The organism is Lysobacter terrae (assembly GCF_054782215.1).
The window spans coordinates 1-22,034 of the sequence record NZ_BAAGSX010000009.1; the positions used below are offsets into that span (position 1 = coordinate 1).

Genomic DNA, 22,034 nt, shown 5'->3' on the forward strand with positions numbered 1-22,034 from the left:
GGGAGCCGACTATCTTACAGCCAATTTCGATTCCGTCAACACCGTGTCGAGATCTTTTTTTGGCTCCCCGCCTCTCCGGTCAGGCCCTTCAGGCCGTCCCGATCAGCGGGGCGCGCATTGTGCACACACCCTTCTCGATTGGGAAGGGGGATTTAGGAAAATTTTTTCTCCGCTTGACGTCCCGGTCAGGCAAGCGGGATGTTTCGCGCGTCCAAACAACGCGGAAAACCGATGCATTCGATCAGGGCGGCACTGCTTTTCTCGGGCCTGGTGTTAAGTGGCTGCGCCACCGGGGGCGATTCATGGGTGGAGCTCGGCGGCCAGCGCTACCAGGTCGAAATAGCGGATGACGATGCCGAACGTGCCCGCGGCCTGATGTTCCGCGACGAACTCGCCAAGGACAGCGGCATGTTGTTCATCCATGACGCGGAAGAGCCTCAGGCGTACTGGATGAAAAACACCCGCATCCCGCTGGACATCCTCTATTTCGACAATGCGCTGCAACTGGTGTCGCAGCAGCGCGATGTTCCGCCCTGCGCCTTGGGCGACGGCTGCCCGCCCTATCCCAGCAATGCGCCGGCCCGCTACGTGCTGGAACTCAATGCCGGCGAAGCGGCGCGTCTCAAGCTGGAAAATGGCGCCAAACTCAAAGTCAGCCGGGACATCCCGCACTCCTGACCCGAAGCTGATGACATGAAAAAGGCCGCGAAGGCGGCCTTTTCTGTCTGCTCGGGGCGGCTCAGACTTCCATCATCTCGAAGTCGTCCTTGGTCACGCCGCAATCCGGGCAGGTCCAGGTGTCCGGGATATCCTCCCAGCGCGTCCCGGGAGCGATGCCCTCTTCGGGCAGCCCCTTGGCCTCGTCGTAGATGAATCCGCAGACGACGCACATCCAGGTGCGGTAAACGGTGGTCGTGGCGGCCTCGGTCATGGATAAATATCGGCTGTAATTGGCGGAGCGGGGCAAGCATTTTGTCACGCCCGGACCGAGGATGCTGCAGGCATGAACCCGCGCTGGCCGCGACGCGGCCTTTACGCCATCACCCCCGACGAACCCGATACCGATCGGCTGCTGGCGCGTGTGCGTCCAGTGCTGCAGGCGGGCGCGAGCTGGCTGCAATACCGCAACAAACCCGCCAGCGAGGATCTGCGCGCCGAGCAGGCGATGGCCTTGTTACCGCTATGCCGAAACGCCGGAGTGCCGCTGATCATCAACGACGACTGGGCGCTGGCGGCGGCCATTGGCGCGGCCGGCGCGCACCTGGGTGAAGACGACGGTGAAATCGCGCTCGCCCGGCACGAGCTGGGCCCGGACTGCATCCTCGGCGCCTCCTGCTACGACGACGCCCGCCTGGCGCGGCAGGCGATATTCGCCGGCGCCAGTTACATCGCCTTCGGCGCCTTTTTTCCGTCGCCGACCAAGCCGAACGCGCGCCGCGCGATGCCTGAATTGCTGACGGAAACCGCCGTGCTCGGCGTTCCCCGGGTGGCTATCGGCGGCATCACCCCGGACAATGCGCGACCGCTGATCGTCGCCGGCGCCGATCTGGTGGCCGTGATCAGCGGCGTTTTCGATGCGCCCGATCCCGCCGCGGCGACGCGCGCCTACCTTTCCTGTTTCGAAGAATCCCCATGAAGAACGACCAGTCGCACGCCCTGTTCACCCGCGCCAAAGAGCTCATCCCCGGTGGCGTCAATTCCCCGGTCCGCGCGTTCAAGTCGGTGGGTGGCGAGCCGTTCTTCGCGCAGCGTGCGGAAGGCGCCTATCTGTTCGACGTCGACGGCAATCGCTACGTGGATTACGTCGGCTCGTGGGGCCCGATGATCGCCGGCCATGCACACCCGCAAGTGCTCGCTGCCGTCGAAGGCACCATGCGTGACGGCCTCAGCTTCGGCGTGCCCAACGCACTGGAAGTCACGATGGCCGAAGCGATCACGCAGATCGTGCCCAGCTGCGAAATGGTGCGCATGGTGAATTCAGGCACCGAAGCCACGCTGTCCGCGATCCGCGTGGCGCGCGGCGCGACGGGACGTACGCGCATCGTCAAGTTCGAAGGCTGCTACCACGGCCACGGCGACAGCTTCCTGGTGAAGGCCGGCAGTGGCGTGATGACGCTGGGCCTGCCCAATTCGCCCGGCGTTCCGGCCGCGCTGGCCGATCTCACGCTGACCCTGCCGTACAACGATTTCGACGCCGCAACCAAGTTGTTTGAAGAAACCGGCAGCGACATCGCCGGCCTGATCATCGAACCCATCGTCGGCAACGCCAACTGCATCCTGCCGCGCTCGGGTTATCTGCAGCATCTGCGCGACCTGTGCACGAAGCACGGCACGGTACTGATCTTCGATGAGGTCATGACGGGCTTCCGCGTCGCACTCGGCGGCGCACAGCAGCTGTACGGAATCACGCCGGACCTCAGCACCTTCGGCAAGATCATCGGCGGCGGCATGCCGGTGGGCGCCTACGGCGGCCGCCGCGATCTGATGGCGCAGGTCGCGCCGAGCGGACCGATCTATCAGGCCGGCACGCTCAGCGGCAATCCGGTAGCGATGGCGGCGGGCCTGGCGACGCTGGCACTGATCCGCACCGCCGGCTTCCACGAGGCGCTGGAACGCAGCACGCATGCGCTGTGCGACGGCCTCGAAGCCGCGGCACGCGAAGCGGACGTCGCCTTCACCACGACGCGCGCGCCGGGCATGTTCGGCCTGTATTTCCGTGAGGGGCCGGTGGAAAGCTTCGAGGATGCGAAGGCATCGGACACCGCGCGCTTCAACCGCTTCTTCCACGCCATGCTCGAACGCGGCGTCTATCTGGCGCCGTCCGCCTTCGAAGCCGGCTTCTTGTCGAGCGCGCATGGAGACGCCGAGATCGCGCTCACGCTGGCGGCCGCGCGCGAATCGTTCGCGCTGATCCGCGACTGATTCACGCGGCTGACCAAATAGCGAAAAAGCCCGGGAAATCCCGGGCTTTTTCGTATTACGCCGCGACGAACCCGGCGATGGCGGCACGCAATCGTGCCAGTCCCTCCGCCACGTCCTCATCGCCGATATTGAGAGCGGGCACGAAGCGCAGCACGTCCGGACCTGCCTGCAACGTCAGCAGGCCATGGTCGACGCAACGGTCGAGGATCTCTCCGGCCTTGCCGGCATAGCCTTCGCGCAATTGCGCACCGATCATGAGCCCGCGCCCGCGGATCTCCGAAAACACCTGGAATTCCGCATCGATCGCCGCCACGCCGTCGCGCAGCGCCTGTGCCTGCTTGGCGACGTTGGCGAGCAGCGACGGCGAAGCCAGCTCGCGCAGCGCCGCACGCGCGACGGCGGACGCCAGCGGATTGCCGCCGAAGGTCGTGCCGTGCGCACCGAACTGCATCGCCTCGGCGGCCTTCTCGCCCACCAGCATCGCGCCGATCGGGAAGCCGCTGCCGAGCGCCTTCGCCAGCGTGACGACATCGGGGACGACGTCATACGCATGAGCCGCGAACAGATGTCCGCTGCGGCCCATGCCGCACTGGATCTCGTCGAGCACCAGCAGTGCGCCGTGGCGATCGCACAGCGCGCGCAGCCCATGCAGGAATTCGGGCGTCGCGGGCGTGACACCGCCCTCGCCCTGCACCGGCTCGACCAGCACCGCGCAGACGTCGCCGGCCGCCATTGCCGCTTCCGCGCCGGCCAGATCGTTGAAGTCGCCGTAGCGGAAGCCAGGCGGCAGCGGCTCGTAGCCCTCGTGATACTTCGGTTGCGCGGTCGCGGTCACCGCCGCGAGCGTGCGGCCATGGAAGCTGCCGCGGAAGCTCAGGATCACGCGCCGATCCGGCGTGCGGCCCTGCGCCGTCGCCCACTTGCGCACCAGCTTGATCGCACCCTCGTTCGCTTCCGCGCCGGAGTTGCAGAAGAACACGCGGCTGGCGAAGCGCGATGCCTGGACCAGCTCCTCCGCCAGCCGCAGCGGCGGTTCGCTGACGAATACGTTGCTGGTGTGCCACAGCTTGCCGGCCTGCTCCGTCAACGCCGCGAGCAGGGCCGGATGCGCATGGCCCAGTGCGTTGACGGCGATGCCGGCGCCGAAGTCGACGTATTCGCGCCCGTCGCGATCCCAGAGGCGTGCGCCCTTGCCGTGATCGAGCACGATCCGGCGCGGACGATAGATAGGCAGGTAGTAGCGCTCGGATAGTGCGAAGAGTTCGGCAGACGTGCTCATGGCTTTGCGGACGGCGGAAAGCCGTTATTTTGCCGGGTTTTTCGCCGCGCTGCGCCGCCGCGTCACCAGGCGCCGGTATTGGCCATCGATACCCACGGTTCCTGCGGCGGCAGGTGGCCCTGCTGCAGCAGTTCGATCGAAATCAGGTCCGGCGAGCGCACGAAGGCCATGTGCCCGTCGCGCGGCGGCCGATTGATCGTGTAGCCCATCGATTGCAGGCGCGCGCAGGTGGCGTAGATGTCGTCGACGCGGAACGCGAGGTGGCCGAAATTGCGGGCCGAGCCGTAGTCCTCGCCCGGCGAACCGTCCTCGGGTGGCCAGTTGTAGGTCAGCTCGATCTCGGCCTCCGGTGTCTCCGGCGCGGCCAGGAAAACCAGGGTGTAGCGGCCCTGCGGGTAGTCGTTGCGCCGCGTCTGCACCAGACCGAGCCCTTCGCAGAAGAAGCGCAGCGAGGCGTCGATGTCGCGGATGCGGATCATGGTGTGGAGGTACTTCACGGGCACGCCTCCGGGCTTGGTCAGTCGAGGAAGAGATCGGGATACAGCGGCTGCGACGGATCCACCGCATACGCGGAAAGATCGGTGATGCCGGCTTCGGCCAGCACTTCGTCGTCGATGAGGAAGCGGCCACTGCAGCTCGCCGCGGGCCGCGTCAGGACGGCGTGCGCGGCGTCCGCGATGATCGCCGGCGAGCGGCCATTGCCGGCACTCACGCCCGGAATCATGTTCAGGGCGTCGGTGGCGATGAGCGTACGCGGCCACAGTCCGTTCACGGCGACGCCTTGCGGGCCGAATTCGCCAGCCAGCCCGATCGTCACGAAGCTCATGCCCATCTTCGCCAGGGTGTAGCCGGTGTGCGGCGCCCACCACTTCGGATCGAGCGACGGCGGCGGGCACAGCGTAAGGATGTGCGGGTTCGCCGCCTGCAACAGATGCGGCAGGCATACCTGCGCGCACAGGAACGTGCCGCGCGCGTTGACCTGCTGCATCAGGTCGAAACGCTTCATCGGCGTGTCCAGCGTGCCGCGCAGCCAGATCGCGCTGGCATTGTTGACCAGGATGTCGATGCCGCCGAAGGCCTCGACGGTCGCGGCCACGGCGGCGCGCACTTCGTCCTCTTCGCGGATGTCGCACTGGAGCGCGAGTCCGCGGCCGCCCGCGGCATTCACCGCTTCGGCCGCGGTGTGAATGGTGCCCGGCAGCTTGGGATTGGGCACCGCCGATTTCGCCGCGATCGCCACGTTGGCTCCGTCGCGCGCGGCGCGCAGGGCGATGGCCAGGCCGATACCGCGCGAGGCGCCGGTGATGAAGAGGGTCTTGCCTGCGAGTGTGGTCATGGCTTGGGCCCTTGTCCTTCGTTGTCTTCCCACTTGAGCAGCTTGCGGGTGATGAAGCGATACACCGGCTTGCCGGTCGCGAACCAGGCCTCGCGCAGCCACGAATGCCGCTTGAGCACGCGTTTCTCCACCGGTGTCAGCGCCTGCGGGCAATACGTGCGCTTGTGCTTGAGCAGGTGGCGCAGGTCTTCGCGCGCCAGCAGGCGCATCCAGCGCGAACGCGGATGCCCGCGCGTGGCGAGCTGGAAATCGATGAGCGCGGGCGAGCCGTCGGCGAGCACCAGCCAGTTCGCTTCCTTCGCCAGATCGTTGTGGGCGAGGCCGCGGCGATGCAATTGCTGCAGCAGCCGGCGCGCCTTGCGGAAATAGGCGACGTCGCCGCGCGGCGGGCGCTGGTACATCGCCGCGCCGTCGAGATAGCTGCGATCGAGGCGGCGCCCGTCCCAGCGCAACAGCTGCGGCATCGCGGGCAATCCGTCGACGCGCTGCAGCGCCCGCGCCTCGCGGCGCGCGAGCCACCAGGCCGGCAGGCGCAGCCACAGCGGCACGTGCGCCAGGTCGCGGCGCACGAACAGGCCATGCTCGTCGCGCATGAGGGCGATGCGGCCGAAGCTGTCGGCCTTGAGGGCGGCGACTTCGCGGGATGCGGGGGACATGGCGGCAGTGTAAGGAATCGTGCGCACCGCGGTCATGCGACAGGTGACGAATGCACGGTATCGACTGCCATAATCGGCCGATGGAACCGACCTGGATCGAAGCCGCCAGCGCGTGGATCAGCGCACATCCCTTCGCAGCCGGCGCGGTGACCTTCCTGATCGCGTTCTGCGATGCCTTGGTCATCCTCGGCTTCTTCGTGCCGGCGTTGCCGCTGTTGTTCGCGGTCGGCGCGCTGGTGGGGCTGGGGCACGTCAATGGTCCGTACGCGCTGATCTGCGCGACGCTGGGGGCGTTCTGCGGCGACGGACTCAGTTTCTGGATCGGGCGACGCTGGGGATCGCAATTGCGCCAGCGCTGGCCGTTCTCGCGCTATCCGCAATGGCTGGATCGCGGCGAGTCGCTGTTCCGGCGTAAGGGCGTGCAGAGCATCTTCATCGCGCGCTTCATCGGCGCGGTGCGGCCGTTCGTGCCGGCGATCGCCGGCATGCTGCACATGCCGGTGCGCCGCTATGCGCTGCCCAGTTTCGCCGCCTGCTTCCTGTGGTCGGCGCTGTTCCTTGCGCCGGGCTGGGTGCTGGGCGCTTCGTATGACGCCGTGGCGGCGGTCGCCGACCGGCTCGCGCTGGTGCTGGGCGGGTTGCTCGCGGCGATCGCCCTGGTCTGGGCGTGCGTCCTATACACGTGGCGCTGGTTCGCGGGGCACGCGGACAACCTGCTCGCACGCGCGCTGAAGTGGACGCGCCAGCATCCGCGCCTGGGCCGCTATGCCGCCGCCTTGATGGACCCCAACCGGCCCGAATCGCCTTCGCTGCTGGTGCTCGCCGTGAGCCTGCTGGCGATCAGCTGGGCCTGGTTCACCCTGCTCGCGTCCTTGCTCGCCAGCGGCGGACCGCTGGCGCTCGATCACACGATCCACGCCTTCATGTGGGATCTGCGCAATCCGCTGGCAGACCGCCTGATGGCGGGCCTGGCCAGCCTGGGCGATGCGCAGGTGCTCGGGCCGGCCGCGCTGGTCGCGCTGGCCTACCTGCTGTGGCGCAAGCGCTGGATGGCGGCGGCGCACTGGATCGCCGCGATTGTGTTCGGCCTGGTCTTCACCAGCCTGCTGGAAGCGGTGATCGACATGCCGCGTCCGCCGACGGCGCCGGAGGGATTCGGCTTCCCTTCGGTGGCGGTGACGATGACGACGATCGTGTTCGGCTTCTTCGCCGTGCTGATCGCGCGCGAACTCCCCGGCCGCCAGCGCGTGTGGCCGTATCTGCTCGCGGGCGTAGTGACGACGGTGATCGCGTTCGCGCGCCTGTATCTGGGCGCGCACTGGCCCAGCGATCTGGTCGGCGGAACGCTGTTCGGCATCCTGTGGCTGCTGGTGCTGGGCTTGGCGTACCGGCGCCATGTGGCGCGCTCGTTCTGGATGCGGCCGCTGGCGTGGGCGTTCTACACCGCCTTCGCCGCCGCGGCGCTGTGGCATGCGCCGCGTCACGCCGATCGCCTGCTGGCGAAGTTCGCCGCCGCCGCACCGACGACGACACTGGCCGCGGATACCTGGTGGCAACGCGACTGGGCCACTCTGCCTGCACAGCGCAACGAACGCGACGTGCGGCGACGTTGGTCGCTCGACGTGCAGGTCGCCGGCTCGCTGCAGTCCATCGAACAAGCGCTGGTCGCGCAGGGCTGGCACGTGCAGCCGCAGGCGGACTGGGTGGCGACGCTGGGCCTGCTCGACGAGGACAAGCCCGCGCGCGAACACGTCGTGCTGCCGGCGACACTCGACGCACGTCCGGAAGCCTTGCTCCTGCTGCACGCCGGCCGCAGCGCCGACGAGCAGATCGCATTGCGCCTGTGGCCGGCGCCGGCAACGCTCACGGACGGCACGCCACTGTGGATGGGCACGGCGCAGACGCTGCACTACCGCAAGCCGCTACGCGCAGCGTCGCTGTGGCTGCCCGTGGCCGATGGGGGTTATGCGCACGCACAAGTGCGTCAGGCGCTGCAGGGTTTCCAGCCGGTGGAAGCGCCGCATCCGCAGGGTGGCGGACTCGTGATGCGGTTACGCGCGCGCTGAGCGAAGCTCGGTCGAGCGATTCAGACCAGTTCCAGCAGGCGATCCAGCCGCGCGTGCGGATCGTCCATCTGCAGCAATTCCTGACGCTGCGAATCGTGCAGCGGCAACAGTTCCGCCAGTCGCCAACCGACCCAGGCCGCGTCGTCGAGCAGTGCGCGTTCCGCCTTCGCATACTCGCCGCCGATCTTCTCGATGATGGTGTCGAGCAGCACCGGAAGCAGACCGTGCTCGGGCTGCACCGGCTGGCTGGCATCGGCATCGCACCAGCGCACGTCGGCCACCTGCAGTCCGTTGTCGCGGACGCGCGCACGCTCGACGTGAAAGCGGCGCGCGCCACGCACGCGCAAGGTCAGCAGGCCGTCGTCGTCCTGGCCAAAATCTTCGATCAGCGCTTCGGTGCCGAACGCCGCCGCCGTCGCCGGCGCCCCCACTTCCTGCCCTTTGATGATCAGACACACGCCGAAGCCGCGGCCCTGCCGGCCGCAATCGCGCACCAGATCGAGGTAACGCGCCTCGAATACGCGCAGCCCCAGCGCCGCCCCCGGCAACAGCACGGTCTGCAGCGGAAACAGCGCGAGGGATTCGGTCGGCATGCCCGCAGTTTACGCGAGGGGATGCCAAGTCCTGGTCGCGCGGACCCCCGTCTACTTCTGCAGAGCGGCCAGGAAACGCCGCGGCGCCCCGTCGAAACCGCCGTTGGACATGAAGACGACGTGGTCGCCGCTGCGCACACGTTCGCGCAGGGCGGCGATCAGGTGATCCGCGTCGGGCACGGCGACGCCTTCGCCGCGCAGGCCGGCGACGACCTTGCCGGCGTCCCACGCCAGTTCGGGTCGATGCAGGAACACGACGGCATCGGCGATATCCAGCGACGGCGCCAACGCATCGGCGTGTGCGCCCAGGCGCATCGAATTGCTGCGCGGCTCCATGGCGACCACGATGCGCGCATTGCCCACCTTGGCGCGCAGGCCGGCCAGCGTGGTCGCAATCGCGGTGGGATGGTGGGCGAAGTCGTCGTAGATGGTGATGCCGCCGGCTTCGCCGATCACTTCGAGGCGGCGCTTGACGCTGCGGAATTCCGCCAGCGACGACAGCACGCTCTTCGCGTCGACGCCGACCGCATTCGCCGCGGCGAGCGCGGCCAGCGCGTTCATGACGTTGTGGCGGCCGAGCAGCGGCCAGTGCACCTCACCGAGTTCCTCGCCGTCGTGGATCACCACGAAAGCGCTGCCGTCTTCGTTGATCATCCGCGCGGTCCAGTGGAACCCGGCGCGTGCCGCAGCGCCTTCGTCCGCGCGGTCGCCGTGGGTTTGCGGCTGCGAGGACCGCGGAATCAGGCTCGCGTCCAGGCCGAAAGTTTCGACCGGCGTCCAGCAGCCCATCGCCAACACTTCGGCCAGGTACTTGTCCTCGCCGTTGACGATCAGCCGGCCGCGGCGCGGCACCGTGCGCACGAGGTGATGGAACTGGCGCTGGATCGCGGCCACGTCCGGGAAGATGTCGGCGTGGTCGTATTCCAGGTTGTTGAGGATCGCGACCAGCGGCCGGTAGTGCACGAACTTGCTGCGCTTGTCGAAGAAGGCGGTGTCGTATTCGTCGGCCTCGACCACGAATTCGCGGCCCTGCCCGTGTCGTGCGGAGACTCCGAAATCCTCGGCCACGCCGCCGATGAGGAAGCCGGGCGCGCGGCCGGCCGCTTCGAGCAGATAGGTGAGGATCGTCGTGGTCGTGGTCTTGCCGTGCGTACCGGCGACGGCCAGGGTGTCGCGACCGGGCAGCACGTTCTCCGCGAGCCATTGCGCGCCGGAGTTGTACTTGCGGCTGTCGTCCAGCACCTGTTCGACCGCCGGGTTGCCGCGCGAGAGCGCATTGCCGACCACGATCTCTGCGCAATCGGCGGAGATGTTGTCCGCGAGGTAGCCCTGGCGCAGGGTGATGCCGAGCTGTTCCAGCTGCGTGGACATCGGCGGGTAGATGTTCTGGTCGCTGCCTTCGACCTCGTGGCCGAGTTCGCGCGCCAGTGCAGCTACGCCGCCCATGAAGGTACCGGCGATGCCCAAAATATGAAGCTTCAAGATAAGGAACCTCGTGACAATCGCGGTATAGCCATTCGAAGCGTGTCCCGCACGGCACCCACTCCTCCTCGCCCCGCTACGCGGGGGGAGGGTACGGGGTGAGGGGAAGGAGCGCCGAAGGCGCGACTGCTTTTGCGGTTAGTCGCGAACGTCAACGGCAAAAGCGCCCCTCATCTGCCCTTCGGGCATCTTCTCCCCGCTGCGCGGGGAGAAGAAATTCATCCGATCTCATGCGCCGGCACGATCGCCTCGACGATCCTGGCGAACACATCATCCAGCGCGCCCACCCCGTCGACCACGGTCAACTGGCCCTGCTGGCGGTAATAATCGATCACCGGCGCGGTCTGGTCGTTGTAGACCTGCAGGCGCTTGCGCACCGATTCGGGGCTGTCGTCTTCGCGGCCTTCGGCCTTGGCGCGGCCGGCGATGCGTTCGACCAGCAGGTCGGTCGGCACTTCAAGCTGCACGGCGTAATCCATCGGCTGGCCGATGCGGGTCAGCAGCTTGCCCATCGCGTCGGCCTGGGCCAGGTTGCGCGGGTAGCCGTCGAGGATGAAGCCGTTGGCGGTGTCCGGACGCGAGAAGCGGTCTTCCAGCATGCCCAGCAGGATCGCGTCGCTGACCAGCTCGCCGCGCGCCATCACTTCCTTGGCTTCCAGACCAAGCTTGCTGCCCGCAGCCACTTCGGCACGCAGCAGATCGCCGGTGGAAATGTGCGGCACCTGCAGGTGGTCCTTGAGCCTCGCGGCCTGAGTGCCCTTGCCGGAACCGGGGGCGCCGAGCAATACCAATCGCATCTACATCACTCCTGAAACGAGAAACGGGGGACGCTCACGAGGGCGGCGCTACACTGCGGGCGGCCAGGCCGTCGGGCGGCAAATTCGGGACGGCCAGCTTACCCCATTAGCCCTGGAGCATTGATTCCCATGCCCTCTGGAACCCTGCTGTATGCGCAGTCCGGCGGGGTTACCGCCGTCATCAACGCCACTGCCTCGGCGGTGATCCAGACCGCCCGCGCCCGCAAGGTCAAAGTCCTGGCGGCGCGCAACGGGATTCTCGGTGTCCTACGTGAAGAGCTGATCGACACATCGAAGGAGCCGATCACGGCGATCCGCGCTCTGGCGCATACCCCCGGCGGGGCCTTCGGCTCCTGCCGGGTCAAGCTCAAGTCGCTGGAGCAGGACCGGGCCCGGTACGAACGCCTACTGGAGGTCTTCAAGGCGCACGACGTGCGCTGGTTCCTCTACAACGGCGGCAACGACTCGGCCGATACCGCGCTCAAGGTCTCGCAGCTGGCGGCGGAGTTCGGCTATCCCCTTACCTGCGTGGGCGTCCCCAAGACGGTCGACAACGACCTCGCGGTGACCGACTGCTGCCCCGGCTTTGGTTCCGCCGCCAAGTACACCGCGGTATCGGTGCGCGAATGCGCGCTGGACGTGGCCGCGATGGCCGACACCTCGACCAAGGTGTTCGTCTATGAAGCGATGGGCCGCCACGCCGGCTGGCTGGCCGCGGCGGCAGGACTGGCGGGGAACGGCCCGGACGAAGCGCCGCACCTGATCCTGTTCCCCGAGCGTGCGTACGACGAAGCGGAATTCCTTGCCAAGGTGAAGGCCGTCGTCGAACGCGTGGGCTATTGCGTGGTCGTGGCGAGCGAAGGCATCCAGACCGCGGAAGGCAAGTTCGTCGCCGATGCGGGCGGTGGCAAGGATTCGTTCGGCCACACGCAGCTGGGTGGCGTCGCCTCCTTCCTCGCCGGACGCGTCAAGGACGCCCTGGGCTACAAGGTTCACTGGACCCTGCCCGATTACTTACAGCGTTCCGCGCGGCACCTCGCTTCGAAAACGGACCTGGACCAGGCCCTGGCCGTCGGCAAGGCAGCGGTGGAGCTGGCGCTCAAGGGCAGCAACGCGGTGATGCCAGTGATCGCGCGCATGTCCGACGCACCGTACCGCTGGAAGATCGAAACTGCGTCGCTCGACCGCATCGCCAATCATGAAAAGAAGATGCCGGCCAACTTCATCCGCAAGGACGGCTATGGCATCACCGATGCCGCGCGCCGCTACCTGGAGCCACTGATCCGCGGCGAAGCGCCGCCGCCGTATGGACGCGATGGCATCCCCAAATACGTCACCCTGAAGAATGTCCCGGTAAGCCGGAAGCTTCCGGGCTTCGCCGGCTGACACCCCGACAGCGGCCCCTGCGGTCGCGCATCACCACAGGGGCCGAGCATGCGGCCCTTGCGCTTGGATCATTTGCCGCAGGCCTTGCCCTCGATCGCCATCTGCGCGGTATACAACGGCAAGGCTGCGCCGCGTTGCCGCTTCGCATCTTGCAAGTAGATTCGAGAGCGTCCTTGCGCATCCCGCTCCGGCGGCGCGACATCGCCCGGCTTGCGCCATACGTGCACGACGGCTACCTGCGACGGACACGCGGCATTGGGTATGCGGATCTCGTCGTTGAACTTCCAGCCCTTCGCTTCCGAAGGTTGCGCCTTCGCGAAATCGACCAGCCGGGCGCGCGGCTGACATTGCGGCGACGTTCTCACCGCAGTGAAGCGATACGGCTGCGCCACATCGCCGGTAAACACACCTTCGAAGCGGGCGCAGGCTTCGGGCAGGCCGCGCACGGTGTGCACCGCGCCGATGGCCTGCGGCGTAGCCGCGCCACGGACGATCTCAGGCTTGTGTGCAGGGGTAGTACCGGCCGCAAGTGCGGGCAAGGTGGCCAAGGCCAGAAAGATCGGCAGGACGCGCATTCCCGACTCCCGGATGAGGGCACCGGCGCAGGCTGGCATGTCCGCCCTGAACGCGTTTTGACGCCGATCGCCCGGCCCGCGAGCACGTGACCCGGATCACGCGCTGCATCCGTGTTTCCGCGGGAAATGTGCCATAGTCGGGCCGTTGCCCCGCGGCGTGATGCCTGACCGCATGCGGAGCCACGCTACAACCTGCGGTATTTCCCAGAAATTCCTAATGTCCACTCGGGGGAGAGTTCATGCTGGAGCAGTACGGTTTGCCCTTGGCGCTGGTTTGCGCCGTCATCGCGATTCTTTACGGAATCGTTTCCGCGCGCTGGATCAGCGCACAACCCGCCGGCAACGAACGCATGCAGGAGATCGCCGGCGCGATCCAGGAAGGCGCGCGTGCCTACCTCAACCGCCAGTACTCGACGATCGCGATCGCCGGTGCCGTGCTGTTCGTGGTGATCGGCTTCTTCCTCAACTGGTACACGGCGATCGGCTTCCTGATCGGCGCGGTGCTGTCCGGTGCGGCCGGCTACATCGGCATGAACGTCTCGGTGCGCGCCAACGTGCGCACCGCCGAAGCCGCGCGTAGCGGCATCGGCAAGGCGATGGACGTCGCGTTCCGCGGCGGCGCGATCACCGGCATGCTCGTCGTGGGCCTGGGCCTGCTCGGTGTCGCCGGCTACTACACGGTTCTCACCCATCACCTCGGCGTCGAGGGCGAAGACGCACTGCACGCGCTCGTCGGCCTGGCGTTCGGATCCTCGCTGATCTCGATCTTCGCCCGCCTGGGCGGCGGCATCTTCACCAAGGGTGCGGATGTCGGCGCCGACCTGGTCGGCAAGGTCGAAGCGGGCATTCCGGAAGACGATCCTCGCAACCCCGCGGTGATCGCGGACAACGTCGGCGACAACGTCGGCGACTGCGCGGGCATGGCGGCTGACCTGTTCGAGACCTACGCGGTCACGGTCATCGCGACGATGCTGCTGGGTGGGCTGATGAGCGCCGAAGCCGGCCACAACTCGGTGCTGTACCCGCTGGTGCTCGGCGGCGTGTCGATCATTGCATCGATCATCGGCACGTTCTTCGTCAAGGTGAAGCAGGGCGGCTCGATCATGGGCGCGCTGTACAAAGGCGTGATCGTGTCGGCGGTGCTGGCCGCGATCGCCTTCTATCCGATCACCACGCAGCTGATGGCCGATTCCAGCTACGGCGCGATGAACCTGTATTGGTGCGCGCTGATCGGCCTGGTCCTGACCGGGGCGATCGTGTGGATCACCGAGTACTACACCGGCACGCAGTTCAAGCCGGTGCGGCACATCGCGCAGGCGTCCACCACCGGCCACGGCACCAACATCATCGCCGGCCTGGGCGTGTCGATGAAATCGACCGCGCTGCCGGTGGTGGTGATCTGCGCCGCGATCTGGGGCGCATTTGCACTCGGCGGCCTGTACGGCATCGCGATCGCCGCGACGGCGATGCTGTCGATGGCGGGAATGATCGTTGCGCTCGACGCCTACGGTCCGATCACCGACAACGCCGGCGGCATCGCCGAAATGGCGGAGCTTCCGCCGGAAGTGCGCAACATCACCGACCCGCTCGACGCCGTGGGCAATACCACCAAGGCGGTGACCAAGGGCTACGCGATCGGTTCGGCCGCGCTGGCTGCGCTCGTCCTGTTCGCCGACTACACGCACAACCTGCAGGCAACGCATCCGGGCGAGACGTTCGCGTTCGACCTGAGCGACCACATGGTGATCATCGGCCTGCTGATCGGCGGCCTGATCCCCTACCTGTTCGGTGCGATGGCGATGGAAGCCGTGGGCCGTGCCGCGGGTGCGGTGGTGGAGGAAGTACGCCGCCAGTTCCGCGAGATCCCGGGGATCATGCAAGGCACGGGCAAGCCGCAGTACGACAAGGCCGTGGACATGCTGACCAAGTCGGCGATCAAGGAAATGATCGTGCCCTCGCTGCTGCCGGTCGCGGTGCCGGTCGTAGTCGGTCTGCTGCTGGGACCGAAGGCGCTGGGCGGCGTGCTGATCGGCACGATCGTTACCGGCCTATTCGTCGCGATCTCGATGACCACTGGCGGCGGTGCGTGGGACAACGCCAAGAAGTACATCGAGGACGGCAACTTCGGTGGCAAGGGTTCCGAGGCGCACAAGGCGGCGGTCACGGGCGATACGGTCGGCGATCCTTACAAGGACACGGCGGGGCCTGCGGTTAATCCGCTCATCAAGATCATCAACATCGTCGCACTCCTGTTGGTGCCCTTGCTGTAATCGAAGCGATTACTGCATGGCACCAACTCCCCCTCTCCCCGCAACGCGGGGAGAGGGCACGGGGTGAGGGGAACGGCGGCCGTTGGCCGCCGTTGCTTTTTGGAAGGTCGAAAGCCGCCCCTCATCCGGCGCTGCGCGCCACCTTCTCCCCGCGAGCGGGGAGAAGGGAAAAGCCGCCCCTCATCCTCCCTTCCCTCCGCGAGCTATCGCCCGCTTCGACCTTCTCCCCTCAGACGGGGAGAAGGAAATCCCGCTTCCTTAACAGGCCTAGGCGCTAACTAGCACTGTAGAGGTCCGTCCCGGATCCTCTGCGGAGAGGGCCATGAGCCGACACGGACGCGCAGTGTTGCTGGCCTGCAGCCTGCTGCTGGCACCGATGCTCGCGGCCTCGTTGGTGCGGTCGGCGGCAACGCCGTCCGCCGAGGTGCTGTTGCTCGACATCAAAGGCGGCATCGGCCCCGCGACCCGCGACTACGTGCAGCGCGGCCTGGCGCAGGCGCAGCGCGATCACGCCGCGGCGGTGATCCTGCGCATCGATACGCCTGGAGGCCTGGAAGCCGCCACCCGCGACATCAACCAGGCCATCCTCGCTTCGCAGGTACCCGTCATCGGCTGGGTAGCGCCGGAAGGCGCGCGCGCCGCCAGCGCGGGCACCTACATTCTCTATGCCTGCCATGTCGCGGCGATGGCGCCGGCTACCTCGCTGGGTGCGGCGACTCCGATCGCGATCGGTGCGCTGCCGACGCCCGAGCCTCCATCGCAACCCAACGCGCCCACAGACGACAAGAACGCAGCGAAGCCCAACGAAGCAAACGCGCCCGCCAGCACCATGGAACGCAAGGCGCGCAACGATTCGATCGCCTACCTGCGCACGCTCGCCGAATTGCGCGGTCGCGACACCGCATTCGCGGAAGCGGCGGTGCGCGATGCGGCGACCCTCACCGCGAACCAAGCCGTTGCGCAGCACGTCATCGATTTCATCGCCCGCGACACGGCGGCGTTGCTTGCCGGCGCCCAAGGCCGCACCGTGCGCTTGCCCGGTGGCGAGACGAGCTTGCAGGTGGCGAAGGCCACGGTGAAGGCATTCGCGCCGGACTGGCGCAACCGCATCCTCGCCGTCATCACCGATCCCACGGTCGCCTATCTGTTGCTGCTGGTGGGTGTGTATGGATTGGTCTTCGAAGGCCTCAATCCCGGCGTGCTGTTCCCCGGCGTGATCGGCGGCGTCTGTCTGTTGCTCGCGCTGTATGCACTGCAGGTACTGCCGGTGAACTACGCCGGCGTGGCGCTGATCATCCTGGGGATCGCGTTGATGGCCGCGGAATTCGCGCTGCCCAGCTTCGGTTCGCTCGGGATCGGTGGCGTCGTGGCGCTGGTCGCGGGCTCGCTGATGCTGTTCGACACCGAGGCCCCGGGCTTCGGCGTATCCGGCCGCCTGATCGCCGGCATCGCGGCCACCAGCGCCGCGGCGTTCATGGGCCTGGTCTGGCTGGCGATGCGCGCGCGCCGGCAACCGGTGGTCAGCGGCATCGAAGAGATGCTGGGGCAGATCGCCGTCGCCGCCGAGGACTTCCGCGATGGCCGCGGCCAGGTACGAATTCGCGGCGAACTGTGGCAAGCGCAGTGCGCCGCGCCGGTACGTCGCGGCCAACCGTTGCACGTGCGGGCGCTGAACGGACTGGTGCTGCAGGTCGCGCCGGTCGAATCCTGAGTTCCGCTCTTCTGGAGGCCAGTCATGAACTTCCTGTTTTCGATGCCGCTGGTGTTGTTCGTCCTGCTGTTGATCTTCACGGCGGTGAAGATCCTGCGCGAGTACGAACGCGCCGTGGTCTTTCAGCTCGGCCGCTTCTGGAAGGTGAAAGGACCAGGCTTGTTCATCCTGATTCCGGTGGTGCAGCAGATGGTGCGCGTCGATCTGCGCACGATCGTGATGGACGTGCCTTCGCAGGATCTGATCTCGCACGACAACGTGTCGGTCAAGGTCAATGCGGTGGTCTACTTCCGCGTGGTCGATCCGCAGAAGGCGATCATCAACGTCGAGCACTTCTACGAGGCCACCAGCCAGCTCGCGCAGACCACGCTGCGCTCGGTGCTGGGCCAGCACGACCTCGACGAGATGCTGGCCGAGCGCGACAAGCTCAATCACGACATCCGCACCATCCTCGACGCGCAGACCGACGCGTGGGGCATCAAGGTCGCCAACGTCGAGATCAAGCATGTCGACATCAACGAGGTCATGGTGCGTGCGATCGCCCGCCAGGCCGAGGCCGAGCGCGTGCGCCGGGCTAAGGTGATCCACGCCGAGGGCGAGCTGCAGGCCGCGGAGAAGCTGGTCGAGGCGGCGCGCCTGCTCGGCGGCGATCCGCGGGCGATCCAGTTGCGCTACCTGCAGACCCTGACCGAGATCGCCGGCGAGAAGAGCTCCACCATCGTCTTCCCGCTGCCGATCGACGTTCTACCGGTGCTGGCGGGGCGCGACCGGGCGCCCTGACGCCGGGACTGGGGATTCAAGGCGCGAAAGGACCCGCCGGTGCGTCCTGCGGGTAAAATGCGCGCCCTTCTTCATCCCCCCTCCCCTTCCCCACCCCCACCGCGGCCACCAGGCCCGGTCAGCACGTCGGAGTACTCCCCCATGGGTCTGGACCTCGTCCCCACCGGCAAGAACCCGCCGGACGAAATCAACGTCATCATCGAAATCCCCAAGGACGCCGAGCCGGTCAAGTACGAGGTCGACAAGGCCTCCGGCGCGATCTTCGTCGATCGCATCCTGTCCACGCCGATGCGCTATCCGTGCAACTACGGCTACGTTCCGCACACGCTGTGCGGCGACGGCGATCCGGCCGACGTGCTGGTGATCCTGCCGCTGCCGCTGGTGCCGGGCTCGGTGATCCGCTGCGTGCCGGTCGGTGTGCTGAAGATGACCGACGAAGCCGGCAGCGACGAAAAGCTGATCGCCGTGCCGGTGCCGAAGGTCTTCGCCGGCTACGCGCACGTCACCGACATCGAACAGGTCTCCCAGCATTGGCTGGAGCGCATCGGCCACTTCTTCGAGCACTACAAGGATCTTGAGAAGGGCAAGTGGGTGAAGCTCGACGGCTTCGGCAACGCCGCGGAAGCCAAGGCCATCCTGCTTGACGCGATGAAGCGCTTCGAAGACAGCGCGGACAAGCCGAACTTCTGACGAACCGCTGCCGGCTCCCGGCAGACTCGAAAACGGCGGCCACGTGCCGCCGTTTTCGTTTGTGCGCCAAGCCACGACGTTCGCTCTCCGCCGGTGGCGCGGTCTGCGGATGTGGTCGTTCCGATCGGTAGGTGTTGATCCGCGGATCAGGCGTTGTCGCCGATCTCCCGTTGCCGCTGCGTATCGGGCTTCTCCGCCACCGCGGCGCGCACCGCCATGCGGCCGACGATCGCATTCATCGCCGCGAACCAGCTCAACTCGTTCTTCAGTCGCATCTGCTCGGAAAGCGGCCGCACTTCGGCCACGTATTGCGCCACCAGACGGCGGAACTTCTCGTGCCCTTCGGGGCGCTCGCCGTATTGGAACCACAGGCCCTGCCATTCGCGGATGAAATGCTGCGTGATCGCGGACACGCGCTGCACGTTCGCGTGCGGCTCGACATCGGTGAAGAACCGACTGAAATGACTACTGAGCTCCCAGGGGCTCATCACCACCGGGACGTTGACGCTCTCGCAGGCAAACTCCGCGACCCGTCCGGGTATCGGCGCGAGATGGCGCGGCGTCCACTTTTCCTCCGGCATGTTGTGCAGGCGCGAATGAGCGACCAGCTTCCAGAAGTCCGCGCCACCCACGGTGTCGATGACCAGGTGGATACGCGACCGCGTCGCATCGTTGACGACGCTGTGCTGGCGCCAGGTGTCGAAGATCCAGCATTCGCCGGCCGCCATGTTGATGACCTCGCCGCCGCATTCGAAGCGCACCGTCGGCTGGGTCACGATCGGCACGTGCACGCGCATGCGTTCGGCCCAGTAATAGCCCTGGTCGGCGTGGCGCGTGACTTCCGCCTGTCCGGCCAGGCGCATCAGGCGACTGCGGCCGACGGTCGCGCCGATGCTGGCGAAGACCTGGCTCAGATAAGGGCAACGCTGCAGGTATTCGGTCGGGCGCATGACGCCGGCGAACGATTCGTTGTCCGGATCACCGTCGACGGCCACCAGCGGCAGCATCGAATTGCCGGGAAATCCCTGCGGGTGCGGACGCCAGCTCGATTCCTCGATCGCCTCGACTTCCGCCGCCAGGGCAGCGGCGTCGAACAGCAGCGGCAGTTGGATGAAGGGAGCCGGCAACTTCATGCGTACACCTCGGGAATGGCGGGCGTAATCCTAACGCGTCCCCGGCTCGGTCCAAAAAACTACGGCCCCGCAAGGGGCCGTAGTGGTGTTGCTCAGCGGATCCGGGAGGATCAGAAGCGCTGCTGGTACTTCACGTAGATCGTGCGGCCGATGTCGAAACCACCGTAGTACGGGAAGTTGCTGCTCGGCTGGGTGAACAGCGTCGGGCCGATGTGGTTGAACGCATTGTTCGCACCCACGGCGACCGTGGCTTCCCACGGCAGCTTGGCGGCGACCTGGATGTCGTGGAACGTGTTGGAACCCAGGCGGTTGATCGCGTCCGGCACGCCGTTGGCGATGCGGTCCGGATCGCTGCACGGACGGTTCGGCACGCAGCTCTCGTAGATGCCCGAGTAGTAGCGGGCGGTCCAGTTCGCGCTCCAGATGTCCTTGCTCCAGTTCACGCCGAAGTTCGAGCGCAGACGGAACACGCCACCGGTACCGACTTCGCCGACCATGATGTCGTTGCCTTCATCGTCCTGCGACAGGGTGTCGTACTTGCTGGTGTACGAGTTGTCCCAGTTGATCGTGAACTTGCCGAACGAGGTCTCGGGCAGCTTGTAGCCGACGTTGAGGTCCCAGCCTTCCGTTTCCAGCGCGCCCAGGTTGGCCAGGCCGAAGAACATGTTGGTGATGTGGCCGTCGGCGGCGCGGGTGATACCGGCGCAGCGGCTGGCGTTGCCGAGCACGTAGCAGTCGCTCAGGATGCGGTCGACCGAGTCGGAGATGATGGCGTTGGTGAGCTCGTAGTTGTACCAGTCGAGTTCGATATCCAGGCCTTCAACCCACTTCGGGCTCCACACGATGCCGGCGGTCTTGGTCTTCGCCGTTTCCGGAGTCAGGTTCGGATTCGAACCGCTCAGGAACTGGTCCGGCGTCTGGCACGGATACGCCGTGCAGGGCACCAGGCCCTGGCCGAGCTGCACGTAGCCGACCGGCACGCCGCCCGCGGTGCAGGCCGCGTTGCCGTTGACGCTGTTGTTGGCGCCCAGGCCGCACGGGTCGGTGAACGACTCGAAGCTGCCGCCGATGCCGCCGTACAGGTCACTGATCGACGGCGCGCGGAAGCCCTCGGCGTAGGTGCCGCGGACCAGCAGGCCGTCCATCGGACGCCAGCGCAGCGAGAACTTGCTGTTGGTGGTGTCGCCGAAGTTCGAGTAATCCGAGTAGCGGCTGGCCACGTTGAAGCTCAGTTCCTTGGCGAACGGCATGTCGGCCAGGACCGGGATCTCGAGTTCCGCGTAGAACTCATCCAGCGAGTACGCACCCTGCGTGGTGGTCGCCGGCAGGCCGGTGCTCAGGCCGGTCTGCGCGAAAGCATCCGGGACGAAGCGGCCGTCTTCCGAACGGTGCTCGTAACCGACCGCCAGGCCGAGGTCGCCGGCCGGCAGCGCGAACAGCGTGCCCGACAGGTTGGCGCTGTAGGTCTTCGAGTTGGTGCGACCGGTATCGGTGTACTGCGGGAACAGGTACGCGATCAGATCCGGGTTGCCCGACAACGAACCGGCCTGCGTGTCGCCGTACGGCGCCAGCGGATTCCACGGCACGCACTCGCCGTTGCCGAAGTTGGTGCCGTAGGTGATCGGAGAGGCAGCGCTGCCGCACTCGACGCGACCGGTGGCCGGGTTGAACCACGACGCACCAAGCGCCTTCTCGGCGGCCAGCAGGCTGGCGTCACCGCGCGCGTTCTTGATGTTCTCGTTGCGGTTGATGTTGGCGCTGACGTCCCAGTCCCAGTAGTTCTCGCCGATCTGGAAGCTGCCTTCGAAGCCGGCGGCGACGCGGAAGGTCTCCAGCTTGCTTTCGGTGCGACGCGGCATTTCCCACAGGCGGCGACGGAACGACAGATCGGTGCCCGGGGTCGGGGTGAAGTAGCTATCGCCCGACAGCGGCAGGCCGAACGAGGCCGACTGGAACGGATAACCGGCGATCTGCTGGTCGGTGGTGCGCTTGTTGTACTGCAGGTCGGCCTTGAAGCGGATGTCGTCGGTGATGTCGAACGTACCGTTCACGAACACCGACTGGCGCTCGATACCGGTCTGCACGTACATCTCTTCATTCGAGTTGGCGTACTGCGCCGGGGTGATGCGCGTGTAGTTGGCGCGATTGCGCGGATCGGTACCCGGGGTCAGCGTCCACCACACGGCCGCCGAAGACGGGCTGCAGGGTTCGCAGAACGAGCCGTTCTGGCTCACCGGGCTCCAGCCCGAGAACGGGTACTGGTCGGAGTAGCCCTTGCCGACGTTGCCATAGGCGGAGAACGGACGATCCTTCGCGAACACCGGCTCTTCCTTCGCGTATTCGAAGGACACGGTGAGG

Annotated in this window: 20 protein-coding genes; 9 read left to right on the forward strand and 11 right to left on the reverse strand. The window is 66.8% G+C overall.

Going from position 1 to position 22,034, the window contains the following annotated elements; all coding sequences use genetic code 11:
• Nucleotides 1–231: 231 nt before the first annotated feature.
• Complete coding sequence (locus ACYVJ8_RS14775; RefSeq protein WP_460713811.1) at nucleotides 232–678, forward strand: DUF192 domain-containing protein; 447 nt, start codon at nucleotides 232–234, stop codon at nucleotides 676–678.
• 61 nt (nucleotides 679–739) lie between these two features.
• Here the strand turns inward: ACYVJ8_RS14775 and ACYVJ8_RS14780 are convergent, their stop codons facing one another.
• The gene (locus tag ACYVJ8_RS14780) at nucleotides 740–931 is read right to left on the reverse strand and encodes a rubredoxin (RefSeq protein ID WP_460713775.1); all 192 of its coding nucleotides are present in this window, start codon (nucleotides 929–931) and stop codon (nucleotides 740–742) included.
• Nucleotides 932–1,003: 72 nt separating this feature from the next.
• On the opposite strand from ACYVJ8_RS14780, the gene thiE reads away from it, so the two are divergent.
• Nucleotides 1,004–1,636: a thiamine phosphate synthase gene (gene thiE / locus ACYVJ8_RS14785; RefSeq protein WP_460713777.1), complete on the forward strand. Its 633-nt coding sequence runs from the start codon at nucleotides 1,004–1,006 to the stop codon at nucleotides 1,634–1,636.
• Nucleotides 1,633–2,922: a glutamate-1-semialdehyde 2,1-aminomutase gene (hemL, locus tag ACYVJ8_RS14790; RefSeq protein ID WP_460713779.1), complete on the forward strand. Its 1,290-nt coding sequence runs from the start codon at nucleotides 1,633–1,635 to the stop codon at nucleotides 2,920–2,922. Before thiE ends, hemL begins: the two co-directional genes overlap by 4 nt.
• A gap of 55 nt (nucleotides 2,923–2,977) precedes the next feature.
• Here the strand turns inward: hemL and ACYVJ8_RS14795 are convergent, their stop codons facing one another.
• The 4 genes from ACYVJ8_RS14795 to ACYVJ8_RS14810 form a co-directional block, all read right to left on the reverse strand.
• Nucleotides 2,978–4,201: an acetylornithine/succinyldiaminopimelate transaminase gene (locus ACYVJ8_RS14795; RefSeq protein WP_460713781.1), complete on the reverse strand. Its 1,224-nt coding sequence runs from the start codon at nucleotides 4,199–4,201 to the stop codon at nucleotides 2,978–2,980.
• Between the two features lie 62 nt (nucleotides 4,202–4,263).
• Nucleotides 4,264–4,698 carry a VOC family protein gene (locus ACYVJ8_RS14800; protein WP_460713783.1) on the reverse strand — a complete coding sequence of 145 codons (435 nt, stop codon included), beginning with the start codon at nucleotides 4,696–4,698 and terminating at the stop codon, nucleotides 4,264–4,266.
• Nucleotides 4,699–4,718: 20 nt separating this feature from the next.
• A complete protein-coding gene (locus ACYVJ8_RS14805; RefSeq protein WP_460713785.1) occupies nucleotides 4,719–5,537 on the reverse strand; it encodes an SDR family oxidoreductase in 819 nt (272 codons plus the stop codon).
• The gene (locus tag ACYVJ8_RS14810) at nucleotides 5,534–6,193 is read right to left on the reverse strand and encodes a protein kinase family protein (RefSeq protein WP_460713787.1); all 660 of its coding nucleotides are present in this window, start codon (nucleotides 6,191–6,193) and stop codon (nucleotides 5,534–5,536) included. Before ACYVJ8_RS14810 ends, ACYVJ8_RS14805 begins: the two co-directional genes overlap by 4 nt.
• An 80-nt stretch (nucleotides 6,194–6,273) precedes the next feature.
• Here ACYVJ8_RS14810 and ACYVJ8_RS14815 point away from each other — a divergent pair, with 80 nt between their 5' ends.
• Nucleotides 6,274–8,259 (forward strand): bifunctional DedA family/phosphatase PAP2 family protein, encoded by a 1,986-nt coding sequence (locus tag ACYVJ8_RS14815; protein ID WP_460713789.1) that lies wholly within the window; start codon nucleotides 6,274–6,276, stop codon nucleotides 8,257–8,259.
• 20 nt (nucleotides 8,260–8,279) lie between these two features.
• Here the strand turns inward: ACYVJ8_RS14815 and ACYVJ8_RS14820 are convergent, their stop codons facing one another.
• From ACYVJ8_RS14820 to ACYVJ8_RS14830, 3 genes are all read right to left on the reverse strand, one after another.
• The gene (locus tag ACYVJ8_RS14820) at nucleotides 8,280–8,852 is read right to left on the reverse strand and encodes an LON peptidase substrate-binding domain-containing protein (protein WP_460713791.1); all 573 of its coding nucleotides are present in this window, start codon (nucleotides 8,850–8,852) and stop codon (nucleotides 8,280–8,282) included.
• Between the two features lie 51 nt (nucleotides 8,853–8,903).
• Nucleotides 8,904–10,298 (reverse strand): Mur ligase family protein, encoded by a 1,395-nt coding sequence (locus ACYVJ8_RS14825; protein ID WP_460713813.1) that lies wholly within the window; start codon nucleotides 10,296–10,298, stop codon nucleotides 8,904–8,906.
• 254 nt (nucleotides 10,299–10,552) lie between these two features.
• On the reverse strand, nucleotides 10,553–11,131 hold the full coding sequence (locus ACYVJ8_RS14830; RefSeq protein ID WP_460713793.1) for an adenylate kinase: 579 nt from the start codon (nucleotides 11,129–11,131) through the stop codon (nucleotides 10,553–10,555).
• A 129-nt stretch (nucleotides 11,132–11,260) separates the two neighbouring features.
• Here ACYVJ8_RS14830 and ACYVJ8_RS14835 point away from each other — a divergent pair, with 129 nt between their 5' ends.
• Nucleotides 11,261–12,517, forward strand: a complete 1,257-nt coding sequence (locus ACYVJ8_RS14835; RefSeq protein WP_460713795.1) for a 6-phosphofructokinase — start codon at nucleotides 11,261–11,263, stop codon at nucleotides 12,515–12,517.
• Between the two features lie 68 nt (nucleotides 12,518–12,585).
• Here the strand turns inward: ACYVJ8_RS14835 and ACYVJ8_RS14840 are convergent, their stop codons facing one another.
• Nucleotides 12,586–13,092 (reverse strand): hypothetical protein, encoded by a 507-nt coding sequence (locus ACYVJ8_RS14840; protein WP_460713797.1) that lies wholly within the window; start codon nucleotides 13,090–13,092, stop codon nucleotides 12,586–12,588.
• Nucleotides 13,093–13,331: 239 nt separating this feature from the next.
• Between ACYVJ8_RS14840 and ACYVJ8_RS14845 the strand changes: the two genes are divergently transcribed.
• The 4 genes from ACYVJ8_RS14845 to ppa all read left to right on the forward strand — a co-directional run bounded on the left by ACYVJ8_RS14845 (nucleotide 13,332) and on the right by ppa (nucleotide 18,543).
• Nucleotides 13,332–15,362, forward strand: coding sequence for a sodium-translocating pyrophosphatase (locus ACYVJ8_RS14845; protein ID WP_460713799.1), 2,031 nt, complete (start codon nucleotides 13,332–13,334; stop codon nucleotides 15,360–15,362).
• Between the two features lie 322 nt (nucleotides 15,363–15,684).
• Entirely contained in the window at nucleotides 15,685–17,073 is a 1,389-nt protein-coding gene (locus ACYVJ8_RS14850; RefSeq protein WP_460713801.1) for an NfeD family protein, read from the forward strand.
• 24 nt (nucleotides 17,074–17,097) lie between these two features.
• Complete coding sequence (locus tag ACYVJ8_RS14855) at nucleotides 17,098–17,853, forward strand: slipin family protein (RefSeq protein WP_460713803.1); 756 nt, start codon at nucleotides 17,098–17,100, stop codon at nucleotides 17,851–17,853.
• A gap of 141 nt (nucleotides 17,854–17,994) precedes the next feature.
• On the forward strand, nucleotides 17,995–18,543 hold the full coding sequence (ppa, locus tag ACYVJ8_RS14860) for an inorganic diphosphatase (RefSeq protein WP_460713805.1): 549 nt from the start codon (nucleotides 17,995–17,997) through the stop codon (nucleotides 18,541–18,543).
• Nucleotides 18,544–18,689: 146 nt separating this feature from the next.
• Here the strand turns inward: ppa and ACYVJ8_RS14865 are convergent, their stop codons facing one another.
• Entirely contained in the window at nucleotides 18,690–19,676 is a 987-nt protein-coding gene (locus tag ACYVJ8_RS14865) for an aspartyl/asparaginyl beta-hydroxylase domain-containing protein (RefSeq protein WP_460713807.1), read from the reverse strand.
• A 110-nt stretch (nucleotides 19,677–19,786) separates the two neighbouring features.
• Nucleotides 19,787–22,034: TonB-dependent receptor domain-containing protein (locus tag ACYVJ8_RS14870; RefSeq protein ID WP_460713809.1), on the reverse strand; the 2,248-nt coding region annotated here is incomplete at its 5' end.